Genomic DNA, 17,974 nt, shown 5'->3' with positions numbered 1-17,974 from the left:
TGAACGGAATAAGGCATGCCGATGTGATAGCGCGTGCGCTTTAGCCCACTCTCGCCTGGCGGCCGAGGGGCGGCAAAATCGAATCCGGGTCAAATTATGACAAAAATTTCTCGTGCCGACTTATCCGTACTTGCGCGCAGTCAAGGCGAACAGGGTATATTCACGCTTTTATGCCCCCTCTGCCAGCCATTGCTGGCATCGATAAAAGCGATAACGGCCATCAGGTTATGAATACTCTGGAAAAAATTGAGGCGCAGCTGGCGACGCTCAGCAAATCGGAACGCAAGGTCGCCGCGCAGATCCTGGCCGCCCCGCAGGAGGCGATCCATTCCAGCATCGCCCGGCTGGCGCGCGCCGCCGAGGTCAGCGAACCCACCGTTAACCGCTTTTGCCATCGGCTCGGCACGCGCGGCTTTCCCGATTTCAAATTACAGCTGGCGCAGAGCCTGGCGCAAGGGCAAAGCTGGGTCAGTCATGACGTCGATGAAGATGACGATGCCCGCGGCTACAGCCATAAGATTTTCGACTCGGCGCTGGCCGGGCTGCAGCGCGTGCGCGATCGGCTCGATCTCGCCGTCGTGCAGCAGGCGGTGACGGCGCTGTCGCAAGCGCAGAAAGTGGCGTTCTTTGGCCTGGGCGCCTCAGCGGTGGTGGCGCACGACGCCTTTAATAAATTTTTGCGCTTTGATCTCCCGGTGGTCTGGTCAGAGGATATTGTGATCCAGCGCATGAGTTGTATAAATAGTCGCGCGGAGGACGTTTTTGTTTTGATTTCGCATACTGGCCGCACGAAAAATATGGTAGAACTGGCTCGCCTCGCCGGTGTAAACGGTTCCACCGTGATAGCCATCACGTCTCCCGCTTCGCCGCTGGCAGAGGTCGCCACGCTGGCGCTCACGCTTGATGTTCCGGAAGATACCGATGTCTATCTGCCAATGGTGTCCCGCCTGACGCAACTCACCGTTATCGACGTGCTGGCGACCGGATTTATCCTTGAGCGCGGCGCCGCGTTTCGGGAAAACCTGAAGCGAGTAAAAGAGGTTTTAAAAGAGTCGCGTTTCGACAAGCCTTTCGCCATGGAAAACGCAGCGCAACAAAAAAATTAACATCACATTCACAATGTGAGTCGTATCACAGGCTCTCCTTCAGTTAGAATAATGATCACGCCCTGTCCACTTTAGGGGATACGCAAATTTGTCAACGGAGTCCTTCATGTCAAGACGTCTCAGAAGAACCAAGATCGTTACAACCCTCGGCCCGGCAACAGACCGCGATAATAATCTGGAAAAAATCATCGCCGCAGGCGCAAACGTTGTGCGACTCAACTTCTCTCACGGCACCCCGGAAGATCATCAGCTGCGCGCGAACAAAGTGCGCGAAATTGCCGCGAAGCTGGGTCGTCACGTCGCGATTCTGGGCGACCTGCAGGGACCGAAAATTCGCGTGTCGACCTTTAAAGAGGGCAAAGTGTTCCTCAACGTCGGCGATCGCTTCCTGCTGGACGCCAGCCTGAGCAAAGGCGAAGGTGATAAAGAGAAAGTCGGCATCGACTATAAAGGCCTGCCGGAAGATGTGGTGCCAGGCGATATCCTGCTGCTCGACGATGGACGCGTGCAGCTGAAAGTGCTGGAAGTTCAGGGCATGAAGGTGTTTACCGAAGTGACCGTCGGCGGTCCGCTCTCTAACAACAAAGGCATCAACAAGCTCGGCGGCGGCCTGTCGGCGGAAGCGCTGACCGAGAAAGACAAAGCGGACATTATTACCGCCGCGAAAATCGGCGTCGATTATCTGGCGGTCTCCTTTCCGCGCAGCGGCGAAGATATGAATTACGCCCGTCGCCTTGCGCGCGAAGCGGGCTGCGAGGCGCAGCTGGTGGCGAAAGTCGAACGCGCCGAAGCGGTCGCGACACAGGAGGCGATGGACGATATCATTCTCGCCTCTGACGTGGTGATGGTGGCGCGCGGCGACCTGGGCGTTGAAATCGGCGATCCTGAGCTGGTCGGCATTCAGAAAGCGCTGATCCGTCGCGCGCGCCAGCTGAACCGCACCATCATTACCGCCACGCAGATGATGGAGTCAATGATCACCAACCCGATGCCGACGCGCGCCGAAGTGATGGACGTCGCTAACGCCGTGCTCGACGGCACCGACGCCGTGATGCTGTCGGCGGAAACCGCCGCTGGCCAGTATCCGGCTGAAACCGTTTCCGCGATGGCGAAGGTCTGCCTGGGCGCGGAGAAGATCCCAAGCGTCAACGTCTCCAAGCACCGTCTGGAAGTCACCTTCGACAATATCGAAGAGGCGATCGCCATGTCGGCGATGTATGCGGCGAACCATTTGCAGGGGGTCACCGCGATTATTACCATGACCGAGTCCGGCCGTACGCCGCTGATGACGTCGCGCATTACCTCCGGCCTGCCGATTTTCGCGATGTCGCGTCATGAGCGCACCCTGAACCTGACCGCGCTCTATCGCGGCGTGACGCCGGTCTTTTTCAACAGCGACAACGACGGCGTGGTCGCGGCGCACGATGCGATCAATCTGCTGCGCGACAAGGGCTTCCTCGTCTCTGGCGATCTGGTTATCGTCACCCAGGGCGACGTGATGGGCGCGACCGGCACCACCAACACCAGCCGGGTGCTGCGCGTCGACTAACCGCGTCCCGCTGTAGTAACGCTGTAAACAACGCGACTGCCTGGCGGTCGCGTTTTATTTTTCTTAAAAGGAGTCTGGATGCCCCGCTATCAACCCGTCAGCAAACTGACAGCAGGCTTGCTGCTGTTTCCGCTGGCGCTGGTGCTGTTTGAGTTCGCCACCTATATCGCGCACGACATGATCCAGCCCGGCATGCTGCTGGTGACGCAGGAGTTCAGCGTCGGCCCGGAGTGGGTCTCAACGTCGCTGACCGCCTATCTGCTGGGCGGCGTGGTGCTGCAATGGCTACTCGGCCCGCTCTCCGATAAATTCGGCCGTCGTCCGGTGATGCTGGGCGGCATTCTCTTTTTTATTCTGGCCTGCGTGCTAACCACTTGGGTTAGCTCGATCAAAGAGTTCGTCGCGCTGCGCTTTATTCAGGGCATCAGCCTCTGCTTTATCGGCGCGGTGAGCTATGCCGCGATTCAGGAAGCTTTTGACGAGGCGCTGGCGGTACGCGTGATGGCGCTGATGGCGAACGTCGCGCTGCTGGCGCCGCTGGCGGGTCCGCTGGCAGGCGCCGCCTGGCTGACAGTGGCGAGCTGGCGCAGCATGTTCTGGCTGTTCGCCCTGCTGAGCGCCCTCGCCTTTATTATTTTATGGCGCGTGATGCCTGAAACCGCGGGTGACCGCAGCCACTCCATCGCGCTGCCGCAGCTGGCGCGCACCTACCGCAAGCTGGCGCGCGACCGAATGGTGATGCTGGGCTCTTTCGCTATCGGGCTGGTGTTTATTCCCATCCTGACCTGGGTGGCGCTCTCGCCCGTGATCCTGATGCATGAGGAGCAATTGTCGCGCATGCACTATGCGCTGCTGCAGCTGCCGGTGTTTCTGGCGATGATCGCCGGGAATATTACGCTGGGCAAGCTGGCCGGACGCGTGCCGATCGAGCAGCCGGTGAAGTTCGCCGCCTGGCCGATTCTCTCGGGCCTGGGCATCGCGCTGCTGGCGAACCTGCTGGACAGCCACAGCTATCTCTTTCTGACCGCCGGACTGAGCCTTTACGCCTTCGGCGCGGGCATGGTCAACGCCGGGCTCTATCGCCTGACGCTCTACGCCAGCGACGCGGGCAAAGGCAGCGTCGCGGCGATGCTGGGGATGATCAGCATCCTGACGCTGGCAATCGGCATCGAGCTGGCGAAAAGCGGTTATTTTAGCGGCGGCACGCCCTGGTTTAGCCTGATCAATTTCGTCAGCGGCGTGCTCTGGTTTGTGCTGGTGACGCTGTTTCTGCGCGAACGCAAGCGGCGCGCACAGGTGACGGCGTTATCATAGTAAAGGTGCAGATGCGTGCAGCAAGGTCCGATCGCAAAGTCGCTCAAGGCATCCCTGCGCGCTCGGCCCGCGACGTCCCTGTCGCGGGACGCTTTGCTCTTCGGCCCATGCTGCACGCATATCCGGCTAACCAGCCGTTGCGGCACGATTATTTACGCGGATAAAGCTCTTTGCGCTTATAGGGCTCGATATCGCCCTCTTTGCGCGTCTTCAGCAGCTTCAAAATCCAGGTGTACTGTTCGGGATGGGGACGCACGAAGACCTCAACCTCTTCATTCATGCGGCGCGCCAGCGTGCGATCGTCAGCGTCCAGCAGATCGTCCATCGGCGGACGGACGAAAATCTCCAGCCGATGCGTCTCGCTGTTGTAAACCGGGAACAGCGGCACCACGCGCGCGCGGCACACCTTCATCAGGCGGCCAAGCGCCGGCAGCGTCGCCTTGTAGGTCGCGAAGAAATCGACAAACTCACTGTGTTCGGCGCCGTGATCCTGATCGGGCAGATAGTAGCCCCAGTAGCCCTGACGCACCGAACTGATAAACGGCTTGATGCCGTCGTTGCGGGCGTGCATACGGCCGCCGAAGCGGCGACGCGCTCTGTTCCAGACGTAGTCGAGCAGCGGATCGCTCTGGTTATGGAACATCGCCGCCATCATCTGTCCTTCCGAGGCGAGCAGCATCGCGGGGATATCCACCGCCCAGCCGTGCGGCACGAGGAAAATAACGTTCTGCTTCTCCGCCTGCAGCCGATCGATGATTTCACGGCCGTGCCAGTCGACGCGCTGGCGCACGCGCGCCGGATCGCGCATGCCCAGTTCGGCCATCATCGCCATTGCCTGCGGCGCGGTGGCGAACATCTCATCGACGATATGGCTGCGCTGCGTTTCGCTCAGCTCCGGCAGGCAGTAGTACAGATTGATTAGCGCGCGGCGGCGAGCGCCTTTAGCCAGTTTCCCCGCCATTCTCCCCAGCCGTCCGAGCAGCGGATCGCGTACTTTCGCCGGCAGCAGCGCCATGCCCGCCAGTGCGCCGATCGCCAGCCAGCTGCCCCAGTATTTTGGTTTCAGGAAAGAACGTTCAAAAACGGGAATAAATTCAATATTCTTTTTTTTCGGGGTTTCCATGCACTCGCCTCAATCAATGACGCGCTAATGATAGTGGCGACAGGTAAATTTGCAATCCCCGGCGCGGCGTGAAAAAAAACCGACGCGTAAAGCGTCGGTCTTGTGGCGCGTCGCGCGGACTACTCGAAGCGCAGCAGCGGCAGGTTGGTTTTCACCTGCGCCATATAATCGCTGCGCTCTTTGCCGGTCAACCCTTCCATACGCGGCAGCTTCGCCGTCAGCGGGTTGACCGCCTGGTTATTGATCCAGATTTCAAAGTGCAGATGCGGCCCGGTGGAGCGGCCGGTATTGCCCGACAGCGCGATGCGATCGCCGCGCTTCACCTTCTCGCCCGGCTTCACCAGCACTTTCTTCAGGTGCATATAGCGCGTCATATACTGGCGGCCGTGACGAATGGCCACATAGTTGCCCGCCGCGCCGCCATTTTTCGCCATCACCACTTCGCCGTCGCCGACCGCCAGCACCGGCGTGCCCACCGGCAGCGCGAAATCGACGCCTTTATGCGGCGCGATGCGGCCCGTGACGGGGTTGAGACGGCGCGGATTGAAGTTAGAGGAGACGCGATACTGCTTCACGGTCGGGAAGCGCATAAAGCCGCGCGCCAGGCCCGACCCGTTGCGATCGTAGAACTTGCCGTCTTCGGCACGGAACGCGTAGTAGTCTTTGCCGCCGGAGCGCAGGCGCACGCCAAGCAGTTGGCTCTGCGCGCTTTTGCCGTCGAGCATTTCGCGCGACATCAGCACGCTAAACTGGTCACCGGCGCGCAGCTTGCGGAAATCCATCTGCCACTGCAGCGCTTTGATCACCGCGCTCGCTTCGCTGCCGGTCAGGCCGGCGCGCTGGGCGCTGGCGGCGAAACTGCCGCGCACTTCGCCTTTCAGCACGCGGTTCTGCCACTCGCCCTTTTGCATCTCGGACTGCATAGTAAACGCGCCGTTATTGCCGCGCTGATAGGTGCGCGTTTCACGACGGTTTATCTCCCAGGTGAGAGACTGCAGGCTGCCATCGTCGGTCAGGGTCCAGCTCAGCTGCTGGCCGACCTGCAGGTTGCGCAGCGCTTTATCGCTATTGACCAGCGCATTGATATCGCCCAGTTCGATGCCGTACTGATTCAGGGCGCTGCTGAGCGTATCGCCGGACGAGACGGTGTATTCATGCGTTCCCGTCGCGTCCGGCACATCGCTGTCGATATCGTCGGCGGGCAGTTCTTCTTCCGGTTCGGAAGTCGTTTGATCGATGGGTTCGCTGGCCTCTGGCAGCAGCGTACGCAGCTGATTTTTATCGAGTTCGATGCTTTTGACTATCGGCATCGCATCATCGGCGGGATGGTAAACGTAGGGCCGCCAGACGGCGACGGCCAGCGTCACAACGGTTAAAGACCCCAGCATAACGCGGTGGGGGCGCGGCAAATTATTAAATGCGAGGGCGACAGAGCGGGCTATCTGCTGCACTTTTACCTATTCCTCATGCTCCATTCAGGCAGCTCGCATACTGGCCTGACAGCTGTGAAAGGAACTTCACGTAGCTGTCCTGACTAAGGCTGATATTCGTCCCCAGCGGATCCAGCGTGCCTTTACGCACGTTGGTTCCACGGGCAACCGCATCGATGACGGCTGGCCTGAATTGTGGCTCAGCAAAGACGCAAACGGCCTTCTGCTCAACCAACTGTGTTCGTATTTGATGTAGACGCTGTGCGCCCGGCTGAATTTCAGGGTTTACGGTAAAATGCCCGCTGGGCGAGAGGCCGTAGTGTTTTTCAAAATAGGTGTAAGCGTCATGAAAAACGAAATACCCTTTGTTGCTGACCGGCGCGAGCTGCGCGCTAATGTGCTTGTCGGTAACCGCCAGTTCGCGTTCGAACTGCTGGAGATTAGCGTCAAGTTTGGCTTTGCTTTCGGGCATAAGTTCCAATAATTTTCCGTGGATTGCAACCGCCGCTAGCCTGGATATTTGCGGCGACAACCACAGATGCATATTAAATTCGCCGTGATGGTGATGATGTTCCGCTTCGTCATCTCCGCTGTCGCCCTGGTGCGCAGCCTCTTCGCCATGATGATCGTCGTCGTCTCCGCCCTTCAGCAACAAGGGTTTAACCGCCTGCATATCGGCAATCTGAAGGTTTTTAGCGGCGGGCAATTCAGCCGCTGGCTTCGTCATAAAGGCTTCCATCTCGGGGCCGACCCACACCACTAAGTCTGCGTTTTTTAAACGTTTTACGTCAGAAGGACGCAGCGAGTAGTCGTGTTCAGAGGCGCCATCCGGCAGCAGCACATCCACCGGCGTCACGCCGTCGGCAATGGCGGCAGCGATAAAACCGAGAGGCTTCACCGAGGCGACGACATTCGCCTGCGCGGGAAGCGTCAGCGAGGCGGTGAACGCCAGCGCAGAAAGGGTGAAAATAGTACGCTTTTTAATGTGTAACATAATGCATCATTCCATCGTGACCTGGGGATGGGATGTGATATTATAACATTCGAAATTCTGTGCAACCTGTAAATAACATGACCTCACTCGTCACGCTTGAAAACATCTCCGTGCAATTTGCACGACGTCCCGTGCTCTCAGGCATTAGCCTGAAGCTGATGCCTGGACGCATACTTACGCTGCTCGGCCCCAACGGCGCGGGCAAATCCACGCTGGTGCGCGTCGTGCTGGGGCTGCTGACGCCAGCCTCCGGTCAGATACAACGCGATCCGGGCTTACGCATCGGTTATGTGCCGCAAAAACTTCATATCGACCCGACGCTGCCGGTCACCGTCGAGCGTTTCATGCTGCTGACGCGCGGCGCGAAGCGCGCCGATGTGCTGCCGGCACTGAAGCGCGTGCAGGCCGGTCATCTGCTCAACGCGCCGCTGCAGAAGCTCTCGGGCGGTGAAACGCAGCGCGTGCTGCTGGCGCGCGCCCTGCTCAATCAGCCGCAGCTGCTGGTGCTGGACGAGCCGACGCAGGGCGTCGACGTGAACGGTCAGGTGGCGCTCTACGATCTGATCGACCAGCTGCGCCACGAGCTTAACTGCGGCGTGCTGATGGTTTCGCACGATCTGCATCTGGTAATGGCGAAAACCGACGAGGTGCTCTGCCTTAATCACCATATCTGCTGCTCCGGCACGCCGGAAGCGGTGTCGCAGCATCCGGAATTTATCGCCATGTTTGGCCCGCGCGGCGCGCAGCAGCTGGCGATCTACCGCCATAACCATAATCATCGTCACGACCTTCAGGGACGTATCGTTTTACGCAGAGGACAGGGTCCATCATGATTGAATTGTTACTACCGGGCTGGCTCGGCGGCGTGATGCTGGCGCTGGCAGCCGGTCCGCTGGGTTCCTTTGTGGTCTGGCGCAAAATGTCCTACTTTGGCGATACCCTGGCGCACGCCTCGCTGCTGGGCGTCGCCTTCGGCCTGCTGCTGAACGTCAATCCCTACTACGCCGTTATCCTGGTGACCGTCTGCCTGGCGCTGGGACTGGTGTTTCTCGAACGCCGCCCGCATCTGGCGATCGATACCCTGCTGGGCATTATGGCGCACAGCGCGCTGTCGCTCGGTCTGGTGGTGGTCAGCCTGATGTCGGGCGTGCGCGTCGATCTGATGGCCTATCTGTTCGGCGATCTGCTGGCGGTGACGCCGGAGGATTTATGGGTGATGGGCGCGGGCGTGGCGGTGGTGCTGGCGGTGATGGCGTGGCAGTGGCGCGCGCTGCTGTCGATGACCATCAGCCCGGAGCTGGCGCAGGTGGACGGCGTTAATATCCAGCGTACCCGCCTGATCCTGATGCTGGTGACGGCGCTGACCATTGGCGTGGCGATGAAATTCGTCGGCGCGCTGATTATCACCTCGCTGCTGATCATCCCCGCCGCGACGGCGCGCCGCTTTTCGCGTTCGCCGGAGCAGATGGCGAGCCTGGCGGTGGTGGTGGGCATTATCGCCGTTTCAGGCGGCCTGACCTTCTCCGCCTTCTACGATACCCCGGCCGGCCCGTCGGTGGTGCTGTGCGCCGCGCTGCTGTTTATTCTCAGCATGGCGCGCAAACCCGCCGTCTGATTACTCGTCGCGCGCCATGCCGAAATGACGATAAGCATGCTGCGTGGCCATACGGCCGCGCGGCGTGCGCTGAATAAAGCCCTGCTGGATCAGGAAGGGCTCAATCACATCTTCAATGGTTTCCCGCTCTTCGCCAATGGCCGCTGCGAGGTTATCCAGCCCTACCGGCCCGCCGGTGAACTTGTCGATAATCGCCAGCAGCAGCTTGCGATCCATATAGTCGAAGCCTTCGCTGTCGACGTTAAGCATATCCAGCGCGCTGGCCGCGACGTCGCCGCTCATTTCGCCGTTGGCGCGCACCTCCGCGAAGTCACGCACACGACGCAGCAGGCGGTTGGCGATACGCGGCGTACCGCGCGCGCGCTGCGCCACTTCCCGCGCGCCCTCTTCGCTCAGCGGCAGTCCCAGACAGGCGGCGCTGCGGCTGACGATATGCTGCAGATCCGGCACGTTGTAGAACTCCAGGCGCTGCACGATGCCGAAGCGGTCGCGCAGCGGCGAAGTCAGCGAGCCGGCGCGCGTGGTGGCGCCAATCAGCGTAAACGGCGGCAGGTCGAGCTTGATGGAGCGCGCGGCCGGTCCTTCGCCGATCATAATATCCAGCTGGTAATCTTCCATCGCCGGATAGAGCACCTCTTCCACCACCGGCGAGAGACGATGGATCTCATCGATAAACAGCACGTCGTGCGGTTCGAGATTGGTCAGCATCGCCGCCAGATCGCCCGCCTTCTCCAGCACCGGGCCGGAGGTGGTGCGCAGATTGACGCCCATCTCATTGGCGACGATATTGGCCAGCGTGGTTTTACCCAGCCCCGGCGGGCCGAAAATCAGCAGGTGATCCAGCGCATCGCCACGCAGTTTCGCCGCCTTGATGAAAATTTCCATCTGCTCGCGCACCTGCGGCTGGCCCACGTACTCCGAGAGCAGCTTAGGGCGGATAGCGCGGTCGAGATTCTCTTCTTCGTTATAGCTGGCGGAGGAGACCAGACGGTCGGCTTCGATCATGACTTACCTCAAATAGCGGCGCGCAGAGCTTCTCGGATCAGGGTTTCGCAGTCTGCGTCAGGCTTGCCAACCTTGCTTATCATTCGGCTGGCTTCCTGCGGTTTATAACCCAGCGATACCAGCGCCGCAACCGCTTCGGCCTCAGCGTCGTTGCTTTCCGGCTCGGCGTGCGGCGCGGTGAGCGTAAAGGCGGATTCGCCGGAGAAGAGGTCGCCATGCAAGCCTTTAAAGCGATCTTTCATCTCAACTACCAGACGCTCGGCGGTTTTCTTGCCGACGCCCGGCAGCTTGATCAGCGCGGCGATCTCCTCTTTCTCCACCGCCGTCACGAACTGCTGCGCCGACATGCCGGAAAGGATCGCCAGCGCCAGCTTAGGTCCGACGCCGTTGGTTTTAATCAGCTCGCGAAACAGCGCGCGCTCTTGTTTGTTATTGAAGCCGAACAGCAGCTGCGCATCTTCGCGCACCACAAAGTGGGTAAAGATCACTGCTTCGTGATTCAGTTCAGGCAGCTCATAAAAACAGGTCATCGGCATATGCACTTCATAACCCACGCCGTGCGCTTCAATCAGCACCAGCGGCGGCTGCTTTTCCAGAATATTGCCCCGTAAACGACCTATCACCTGAACGCTTCCTTAATAAACGAATGTGGCGGGATTTATAACATAAAAAAGGCTGGATGAATATCCAGCCTGATACGGAACGCGGCGCGACCCGCTAGCCTGAACGCAAACGTCCGCGCGTCAGCAGCAGTTTGCTGTCGCTGATGCGCGTCGCGTTCTGACTGACGTGGCAGTGCGTAATAGCGATCGCCAGCGCATCGGCGGCGTCCGCCTGCGGGTTGGCGGGCAGCTTAAGCAGCGTGCGCACCATATGCTGCACCTGGCTCTTCTCCGCGCCGCCGGTGCCGGTGACGGTCTGCTTCACCTGACGGGCGGCGTACTCAAAGACCGGCAGGTCAAGGTTGACCGCTGCGACGATCGCCGCGCCGCGCGCCTGCCCCAGCTTAAGCGCCGAATCGGCGTTCTTCGCCATAAAGACCTGCTCGATGGCGAAGTAGTCTGGCGAAAACTGGGTGATGATTTCAGTCACGCCCGCATAGATCAGCTTCAGGCGCGCCGGCAGCTCGGTGGTATTGGTGCGGATACAGCCGCTGCCCAGATAGCTGAGCTGGCGGCCGGTTTGCCGGATCACACCGTAGCCGGTTATGCGCGAGCCGGGATCGATGCCCAGAATTATCGCCATGCCGACTCTCCGGTATGCGGGCTAAAAAGGAACGCCATTACAGCGTTTCCGCCACCTCATCGGAGATCTCGCCGTTATGGTAGACTTCCTGCACGTCGTCGCAGTCTTCCAGCATGTCGATCAGGCGCAGCAGCTTCGGCGCCGTTTCAGCATCGAGTTCCGCTTTGGTCGACGGGATCATCGAGACTTCGGCGGTGTCCGCTTTCAGGCCGGTGGCTTCCAGCGCGTCGCGCACTGCGCCCAGCTCTTCCCAGGCGGTAAAGACGTCAATCGCGCCGTCGTCGTAGCTCACCACATCTTCCGCGCCCGCTTCCAGCGCCGCTTCCATCACGCTGTCCTCATCCTGGCCCGGCGCGAAGGAGATCACGCCCTTCTTGCTGAACAGGTAAGAAACGGAGCCGTCGGTGCCGAGGTTGCCGCCGGTTTTGGTGAAGGCGTGGCGCACTTCGCCTACGGTGCGGTTGCGGTTGTCGCTCAGGCACTCCACCATCACGGCAGAGCCGCCAGGGCCATAGCCTTCATAGATGATGGTTTCCATATTGGAATCATCTTCGCCGCCCACGCCGCGCGCGATAGCGCGGTTCATGGTGTCGCGCGTCATGTTGTTGGACAACGCTTTGTCCATTGCGGCGCGCAGACGCGGGTTGGACGCGGCGTCGCCGCCGCCCAGCTTAGCGGCGGTGACCAGTTCACGAATAATTTTGGTGAAAATTTTACCGCGTTTGGCGTCCTGCGCCGCCTTGCGGTGCTTGGTATTCGCCCACTTACTATGACCAGCCATCTTGGTTATTCTCCGATCTTTGACATCGCACGGGCTATCTTGCTGGCGATCTCGCCTTCCGGCAGTGCTCGCAATCCTCACGTACGGGAGTACGCTCCGGTTGCTGCGCGCTGGCGGCAGCCGACCTCGCTGCGCCGATAACGCCCGACGCTTTAAGTTTTAAGGCGCAGTTCTGTTAGATTGCACCGTTTTTTACGATCCAGGCTGCTGCCGGAAGAGACGCGGCGAGCAGCTAAATAAATTCTTCAATCGCCTGACGATTGCTCCAGGACTTAGTCAGGGCTGCTGCGGCGGCGGGATCGAGCCAGCGCGCGGCGAGATGCTCGCTCAGCGTCGGCTGCCGTTCGGCGGGCAGCGCCAGCCGGAACCAGTGTTCACGGTTGTGCGTCACGCCGGGCGCATAGCGATGGCGATAGTGCGGAAAGATTTCGAATTCGATCTCTTTGCCGCAATCCTCCAGCGCCAGCTTCTCGCCCGCGACGTCGATGGCCAGCTCTTCCAGCACTTCGCGCCGCGCTGCCTGAAGCGGGGTTTCGCCCGCTTCCAGACTGCCGGTGACCGACTGCCAGAAATCGCTGTCGTCGCGTCGCTGCAGCATTAACACCCGGCCGGTATCCTGCGCGAAAATCACTACCAGAACCGAGATCGGGTGCTTATACATTACTTATTCTCTGACTTTTCTTTCTTTGGCGCGATCTGAATACCGAGATCCGCCAGCGCCGCCGGATTGGCTTCGCTCGGCGCTTCGGTCATCAGACAGGCCGCCGCGGTGGTTTTCGGGAAGGCGATAACGTCGCGGATATTCTCGGTGCCGGTCAGCAGCATGGTGAGACGATCCAGACCGAAGGCCAGGCCCGCGTGCGGCGGCGTGCCATATTTCAGCGCGTCGAGCAGGAAGCCGAATTTCTCGCGCTGCTCGTGCTCGTCAATGCCCAGAATAGTGAATACCGCCTGCTGCATTTTACCGCTGTGGATACGCACGGAACCGCCGCCCACTTCATAGCCGTTGATCACCATATCGTAGGCGTTCGCCACCGCGCTCAGCGGATCGGCCGCCAGCTCTTCCGCCGACATCTCTTTCGGCGCGGTAAACGGATGGTGCATCGCTGCCAGACCGCATTCGTCGTCCTCTTCGAACATCGGGAAGTCGATCACCCACAGCGGCGCCCAGGCGCTTTCGTTAGTGATCTGCAGGTCGCGGCCCACTTTCAGGCGCAGCGCGCCCAGCGCGTCCGCCACCACTTTGGCGCGATCGGCGCCGAAGAAGATCAGGTCGCCGTCGGCGGCGTTGGTGCGGCTGAGAATCGCTTCGACGATCTCTTCGTTAAGGAACTTAGCCACCGGGCTCTGCACGCCGCTGAAGCCGTCGGCGCGCGCGTTGACTTTCATCCACGCCAGACCTTTCGCGCCATAAATCTCGACGAACTTGCCGTATTCGTCAATCTGCTTGCGGCTCAATTGTGCGCCGCCCGGCACGCGCAGCGCGGCGACACGGCCTTTGGCGTCGTTGGCCGGACCGGCGAACACCTGGAACTCGACGTTTTTCAGCAGATCGGCGACGTCTACCAGCTCCATCGGGTTACGCAAATCGGGCTTGTCGGAACCGTAGCGGCGCATCGCTTCGGCAAAGGTCATCTGCGGGAACTCGCCGAGATCGACGCCTTTCACTTCCTGCCACAGCTGGCGAATCATACGCTCGTTAATCTCGCGCACCTGCGGCGCGGTCAGGAACGACGTTTCGATATCGATCTGGGTAAATTCCGGCTGGCGGTCGGCGCGCAGATCTTCATCGCGGAAACACTTCACGATCTGATAGTAGCGATCGAAGCCGGACATCATCAGCAGCTGTTTGAACAGCTGCGGCGACTGCGGCAGCGCGTAGAACTTGCCTTTGTGCACGCGGCTCGGCACCAGATAGTCGCGCGCGCCTTCCGGCGTCGCCTTGGTCAGCATCGGCGTTTCGATATCGAGGAAGCCTTCGCCGTCCATAAAGCGGCGCACGAAGCTGGAGATTTTCGCGCGGGTCTTCAGGCGCTGCGCCATTTCAGGACGGCGCAGGTCGAGATAGCGGTACTTCAGACGCGCTTCCTCGCTATTGACCTGATTGGAGTCGAGCGGCAGCGGCTCGGCGCGGTTGATAATGGTCAGCGCCTGCGCGAACACTTCGACTTCGCCCGTGGCCATCTCGGCGTTTTTGTTCTTCTCGTCGCGTGCGCGAACGGTGCCGGTGATCTGGATGCAGAATTCGTTGCGCAGCTCAGACGCCAGCTGGAAAGCCTCCTGACGATCGGGATCGAAGAAAACCTGCACGATGCCTTCGCGATCGCGCATGTCGATAAAAATCAGGCTCCCCAGATCGCGACGGCGGTTGACCCAGCCGCAAAGAGTGACTTGCTGACCTACATGAGACAGATTGAGCTGTCCGCAATATTCTGTACGCATAACGTATCCTTTTAACTTCGCCGCTGCTGCCTGCAGCATCAGGCCGCGTAACCTTTTGAGATGCTGCCGCAAAAAAGGCGGCCATTATAATGGAAAAAGGCAGGCAGGATAAGTAGAGCCGCGCCAAACCGCCCATTTCGTCGCCGGTTTTTCCTCCTCCGGACAACCAGGCTAGTCTATAGGGCAAAACCAGCAGGAAAGGAGAGGCCGTGACGCTTCGTATTGGGCTGCCGCAATGGCAGCATTCGCACTGGAAACGCTGGGGCATTGAAAGTCTGGCTGATTATGCCCGTCTGTTCCACTGCGTAGAGGGCAACACCACGCTTTATGCGCTACCCGCGCCCGACACCGTTCAGCGCTGGCGCGATATGACGCATGACGACTTTCGCTTTTGCTTCAAATTTCCGCAGACCATCAGCCATCAGGCGCAGCTGCAGCACACCGACGATCTGCTGAGCGACTTTCTGCGGCTGCTCGACCCGCTGGCCGACCGTATCGGACAGTACTGGCTGCAGCTGCCCGCGACTTTTGCGCCCGCTCAGCTCGCCGATCTCTGGCGCTTTCTCGACGGGCTGCCGCGCCGCTTCAGCTATGGCGTTGAAGTGCGCCACGCCGCCTTTTTCGCCAAGGGCGAGGCGGAGCGCGCCCTGAATCAGGGGCTGCAGGCGCGCGGCGTCAACCGGGTGATTTTAAGTTACCCGCCTTATGATACACTCTCGAACAGTGTAACTTTTAGGTGTGGCAACTATGCCAAAGGCGATTTCTTACATACGGTTTTCAACAAAAAGCCAGACCATTGGCGACTCAACCAAGCGACAAAGCAAGCTGATCAACAAGTGGTTAGAGGACAATCCGCAATACCATCTTGACGAAAACATGCGATTCCAGGATCTGGGGATCAGCGGTTATTCTGGAGCCAATGCTAAATCTGGTGCGTTCAGTGAGTTTCTGGCTGCTGTCGAGTCTGGCTATATTGAACCCGGTTCCGTGTTGCTGGTGGAATCACTGGACAGGGTTTCCAGACAGGATATTGATAAAGCAGGTGAACAACTCAGGAAGATACTCAGATCAGGCGTTGAAGTGGTCACGCTGGTAGATGGTAGCTGGTACAAGGAAGAATCCCTGAGAGACAGCCTGTCGATGATCAAGGCCATGCTGGTGATGGAACGTGCGCACGAGGAATCCTTAACCAAGTCGAAGCGTCTCCGTTCTGCATGGGCTAACAAGCGTAAGGAAGCTGAATCAGGCAAGATAATGTCACGTCGCTGTGTTGCGTGGCTCAAGGTCTCCGAAGACGGTAAACAGTTCGAACAGATACCGGAAAACGTGAAGGCTGTTCAGCGTGTCTTCCAGTTGCGTTTGGATGGTCTGTCTCATGCGAAGATAGCCAAAACGATGAATGAAGAAGGCTTCGTCACACTTAATCAGTTCAGGTCTCAAGCTGGTGTCTGGTCGCAATCTACGGTTACCGAACTTCTAAGCAATCGTGCGGTGATCGGCTTCAAAGTTCCGTCCAAGTCAATGGTTGTCAAAGGTGTGCAGGAGATACCCGGCTACTATCCGGCCATTCTGACAGAAGAACAGTTTTACGCTGTCCAGCAGTTGAAGACAGGTGCAGGCCGTAGACCATCATCTGACAGGCCATTGCTGACAAACCTGTTCAAAGGCGTTATGCGCTGTGCTAAGTGTGGTTTCATCATGATTGTCAGTGGCGTTACTGCAAAGCGGTCGGGTAACTATCGCTGTTCGATGAAGTATGAGGGGCGCTGTGATGCTATGGGCATATCACGCTTACAGACAGACAAGGCACTGGTGCAAGGGCTGCTGTATAACGCGCGCAGGCTGAACCTGAGCAGCGATAACGGAAAAGTAATAGGTAGCCTTCAATCTGAGCTAGAAACGCTACAGAAGCAGCGAGAGAGGCTTGTAAAGCTGGCGATGTTGACAGAGGACACTGAAGTTATTGCTGTTGAATTACGTGCGCTGAACAAGCAGATCAAGGAAGCTGAAAAGGCTATTGCTGAGGCCCACCAGCGCGACCAGTCAAGTAAATTGGATACGATTAGCCATCTGGATCTGACGGTGAAAAAGGACAGGATCGAGGCGCAGATCATTATCAAGCGCATGATTCGTTGCATATCAGTGGACACAGCAAAGAAGGTTTGCAAGATCGAGTTTCATAACGGGCTTGTGTTCCATGATTATCCACTGGACAGAGTTATTGATGGAGCCAGGGATCTAGAATTGTTGCCTGTCATGGAATACACAGAAATCAGGTTCGGGAAAGGGAACCACCATACACCAAATCACGTGTTGATGGCTGATGCGCCACAATGGGTGAAGGATGCAGAAGAATGAAAAGCATACTGATCGGGATTTTGCTGCTGGTGGGTGTGAATGCTGTTGCCGCTGCTGCACAATTGCAAGAGAAGTACCGCGACAAGAATAATGATCTGATCTGCGTATACGACAGCCACGGTCACAACGTGTACGTTAACGCTGGTTTCAGTGGTCACTGTAGTTTTAGCGTACCAGATGACGAGCTTTAATCTGAAAGCAAGGTAAAGAGGTCTATGAACATAATTGGATGTTCAGCCGCTTGGTTTTCTTCCGTATCAAGCAATTCCATGCCCTGCTTATGGTAGAAATCTATAGCGCCTCTTTTGGCGTCAGTTATCAAGAATCGACAACCTACCATAGGACGTATGTCATCCAGCGCCATTAGTAAGGCGAAGCCAAACAGCATTGAGCCAATTCCACCGCCTCTTATCTTTGAGTCGACTGCTAAACGTGCAATCTTTACAGCAGGCAGAAACTCATATCTTTCAGCGCGTGCACAATCGCCCAAATCATACTCTTTCAGGTTAACTTGGCTACAAGTGAGGGTGATATACCCTAAAATTTTGTAGGCAAAGCTTTCCTGTGCCTGGCTTTTATCAGTTCTCATATTGTCATCAATGACAACATAAGTCTGCGCTATACAGCCATCTTGAAACAACAGTGCATCTTGCTGAAGAAACGTTTTTAGCGGCTGGAACTCTTCAGTACCGCTGCTAAACCGTTTGTGAGTATGGAATTGATTCAGAGGAAGGATTTGAAGGTCAGGCTGTAATGCATCATCCATTTTACTAACAACCTGCCCTATAATGATTATCCGCGCTTAGACATCTTAGAACGTAAAGCACGAGCTTCCTGCAACGAGCGCTTAGCGTTCTCGTTAGGTTTAGAGTTGCTCATTTGCTTGAGCATCTGTTCAGCGTCTTTACCTGTCAGGATAGTACGGCCAAACATACTACTTGTAATCGCCACATGTACCTCCTCGTTTCGGTTATGGGTTCTATACCAAATAATTCAGTAGTAATAGTATTCT

At 58.2% G+C, this 17,974-nt stretch carries 17 protein-coding genes and 1 pseudogene; 8 read left to right on the top strand and 10 right to left on the bottom strand.

Annotated elements, in window-relative coordinates; translation table 11 throughout:
- Window positions 1–227: 227 nt before the first annotated feature.
- From hexR to B3229_RS17100, 3 genes are all read left to right on the top strand, one after another.
- Complete coding sequence (gene hexR / locus B3229_RS17110; protein WP_048781325.1) at window positions 228–1,106, top strand: transcriptional regulator HexR; 879 nt, start codon at window positions 228–230, stop codon at window positions 1,104–1,106.
- A gap of 106 nt (window positions 1,107–1,212) precedes the next feature.
- Window positions 1,213–2,655, top strand: a complete 1,443-nt coding sequence (gene pyk / locus B3229_RS17105; protein WP_033791280.1) for a pyruvate kinase — start codon at window positions 1,213–1,215, stop codon at window positions 2,653–2,655.
- A 78-nt stretch (window positions 2,656–2,733) separates the two neighbouring features.
- Window positions 2,734–3,969 carry an MFS transporter gene (locus B3229_RS17100; RefSeq protein WP_286872741.1) on the top strand — a complete coding sequence of 412 codons (1,236 nt, stop codon included), beginning with the start codon at window positions 2,734–2,736 and terminating at the stop codon, window positions 3,967–3,969.
- Between the two features lie 148 nt (window positions 3,970–4,117).
- Here B3229_RS17100 and lpxM read toward each other — a convergent pair whose 3' ends face one another.
- The 3 genes from lpxM to znuA all read right to left on the bottom strand — a co-directional run bounded on the left by lpxM (window position 4,118) and on the right by znuA (window position 7,516).
- Window positions 4,118–5,092 (bottom strand): lauroyl-Kdo(2)-lipid IV(A) myristoyltransferase, encoded by a 975-nt coding sequence (gene lpxM / locus B3229_RS17095; protein ID WP_286872739.1) that lies wholly within the window; start codon window positions 5,090–5,092, stop codon window positions 4,118–4,120.
- Window positions 5,093–5,211: 119 nt separating this feature from the next.
- Window positions 5,212–6,543 (bottom strand): murein DD-endopeptidase MepM, encoded by a 1,332-nt coding sequence (gene mepM / locus B3229_RS17090; protein WP_033746525.1) that lies wholly within the window; start codon window positions 6,541–6,543, stop codon window positions 5,212–5,214.
- 13 nt (window positions 6,544–6,556) lie between these two features.
- Entirely contained in the window at window positions 6,557–7,516 is a 960-nt protein-coding gene (gene znuA, locus B3229_RS17085) for a zinc ABC transporter substrate-binding protein ZnuA (RefSeq protein ID WP_048781314.1), read from the bottom strand.
- A 77-nt stretch (window positions 7,517–7,593) separates the two neighbouring features.
- Between znuA and znuC the strand changes: the two genes are divergently transcribed.
- Together znuC and znuB are read left to right on the top strand one after the other, a co-directional pair.
- Window positions 7,594–8,349: a zinc ABC transporter ATP-binding protein ZnuC gene (gene znuC / locus B3229_RS17080; protein WP_033746519.1), complete on the top strand. Its 756-nt coding sequence runs from the start codon at window positions 7,594–7,596 to the stop codon at window positions 8,347–8,349.
- A complete protein-coding gene (gene znuB / locus B3229_RS17075; protein WP_033746516.1) occupies window positions 8,346–9,131 on the top strand; it encodes a zinc ABC transporter permease subunit ZnuB in 786 nt (261 codons plus the stop codon). The genes znuC and znuB overlap by 4 nt, the downstream gene beginning before the upstream one ends.
- On the opposite strand, the gene ruvB is transcribed toward znuB, so the two are convergent.
- The 6 genes from ruvB to aspS all read right to left on the bottom strand — a co-directional run bounded on the left by ruvB (window position 9,132) and on the right by aspS (window position 14,604).
- Window positions 9,132–10,136 (bottom strand): Holliday junction branch migration DNA helicase RuvB, encoded by a 1,005-nt coding sequence (ruvB, locus tag B3229_RS17070; protein ID WP_048781316.1) that lies wholly within the window; start codon window positions 10,134–10,136, stop codon window positions 9,132–9,134.
- An 8-nt stretch (window positions 10,137–10,144) separates the two neighbouring features.
- Window positions 10,145–10,759: a Holliday junction branch migration protein RuvA gene (gene ruvA / locus B3229_RS17065; RefSeq protein ID WP_033746510.1), complete on the bottom strand. Its 615-nt coding sequence runs from the start codon at window positions 10,757–10,759 to the stop codon at window positions 10,145–10,147.
- Between the two features lie 94 nt (window positions 10,760–10,853).
- Window positions 10,854–11,381 carry a crossover junction endodeoxyribonuclease RuvC gene (ruvC, locus tag B3229_RS17060; RefSeq protein WP_033746508.1) on the bottom strand — a complete coding sequence of 176 codons (528 nt, stop codon included), beginning with the start codon at window positions 11,379–11,381 and terminating at the stop codon, window positions 10,854–10,856.
- A 37-nt stretch (window positions 11,382–11,418) separates the two neighbouring features.
- On the bottom strand, window positions 11,419–12,162 hold the full coding sequence (locus tag B3229_RS17055) for a YebC/PmpR family DNA-binding transcriptional regulator (RefSeq protein ID WP_033746507.1): 744 nt from the start codon (window positions 12,160–12,162) through the stop codon (window positions 11,419–11,421).
- A 232-nt stretch (window positions 12,163–12,394) separates the two neighbouring features.
- Window positions 12,395–12,823 carry a dihydroneopterin triphosphate diphosphatase gene (gene nudB / locus B3229_RS17050; protein WP_048781317.1) on the bottom strand — a complete coding sequence of 143 codons (429 nt, stop codon included), beginning with the start codon at window positions 12,821–12,823 and terminating at the stop codon, window positions 12,395–12,397.
- Window positions 12,823–14,604 (bottom strand): aspartate--tRNA ligase, encoded by a 1,782-nt coding sequence (gene aspS, locus B3229_RS17045; protein ID WP_286872725.1) that lies wholly within the window; start codon window positions 14,602–14,604, stop codon window positions 12,823–12,825. The genes nudB and aspS overlap by 1 nt, the downstream gene beginning before the upstream one ends.
- 209 nt (window positions 14,605–14,813) lie before the next feature.
- On the opposite strand from aspS, the pseudogene B3229_RS17040 reads away from it, so the two are divergent.
- The 3 genes and pseudogenes from B3229_RS17040 to B3229_RS17030 all read left to right on the top strand — a co-directional run.
- Window positions 14,814–15,359 (top strand): annotated as a pseudogene (locus B3229_RS17040) (DUF72 domain-containing protein); the annotation flags it as partial.
- On the top strand, window positions 15,352–16,962 hold the full coding sequence (locus tag B3229_RS17035; RefSeq protein ID WP_349679589.1) for a recombinase family protein: 1,611 nt from the start codon (window positions 15,352–15,354) through the stop codon (window positions 16,960–16,962). The pseudogene B3229_RS17040 and the gene B3229_RS17035, both read left to right, overlap by 8 nt.
- Window positions 16,959–17,153 (top strand): hypothetical protein, encoded by a 195-nt coding sequence (locus B3229_RS17030; protein WP_286872721.1) that lies wholly within the window; start codon window positions 16,959–16,961, stop codon window positions 17,151–17,153. The genes B3229_RS17035 and B3229_RS17030 overlap by 4 nt, the downstream gene beginning before the upstream one ends.
- On the opposite strand, the gene B3229_RS17025 is transcribed toward B3229_RS17030, so the two are convergent.
- Window positions 17,150–17,728 (bottom strand): GNAT family N-acetyltransferase, encoded by a 579-nt coding sequence (locus tag B3229_RS17025; RefSeq protein ID WP_286872720.1) that lies wholly within the window; start codon window positions 17,726–17,728, stop codon window positions 17,150–17,152. The genes B3229_RS17030 and B3229_RS17025 overlap by 4 nt on opposite strands.
- Window positions 17,729–17,974: the final 246 nt, after the last annotated feature.

It is taken from the genome of Pantoea sp. UBA5035 (genome assembly GCF_002415245.1).
Classification (GTDB): Bacteria; Pseudomonadota; Gammaproteobacteria; order Enterobacterales; family Enterobacteriaceae; genus Pantoea; species Pantoea septica.
Note: the sequence above shows the minus strand (reverse complement) of the source record. Positions and strands in the feature narration are given on the sequence as shown.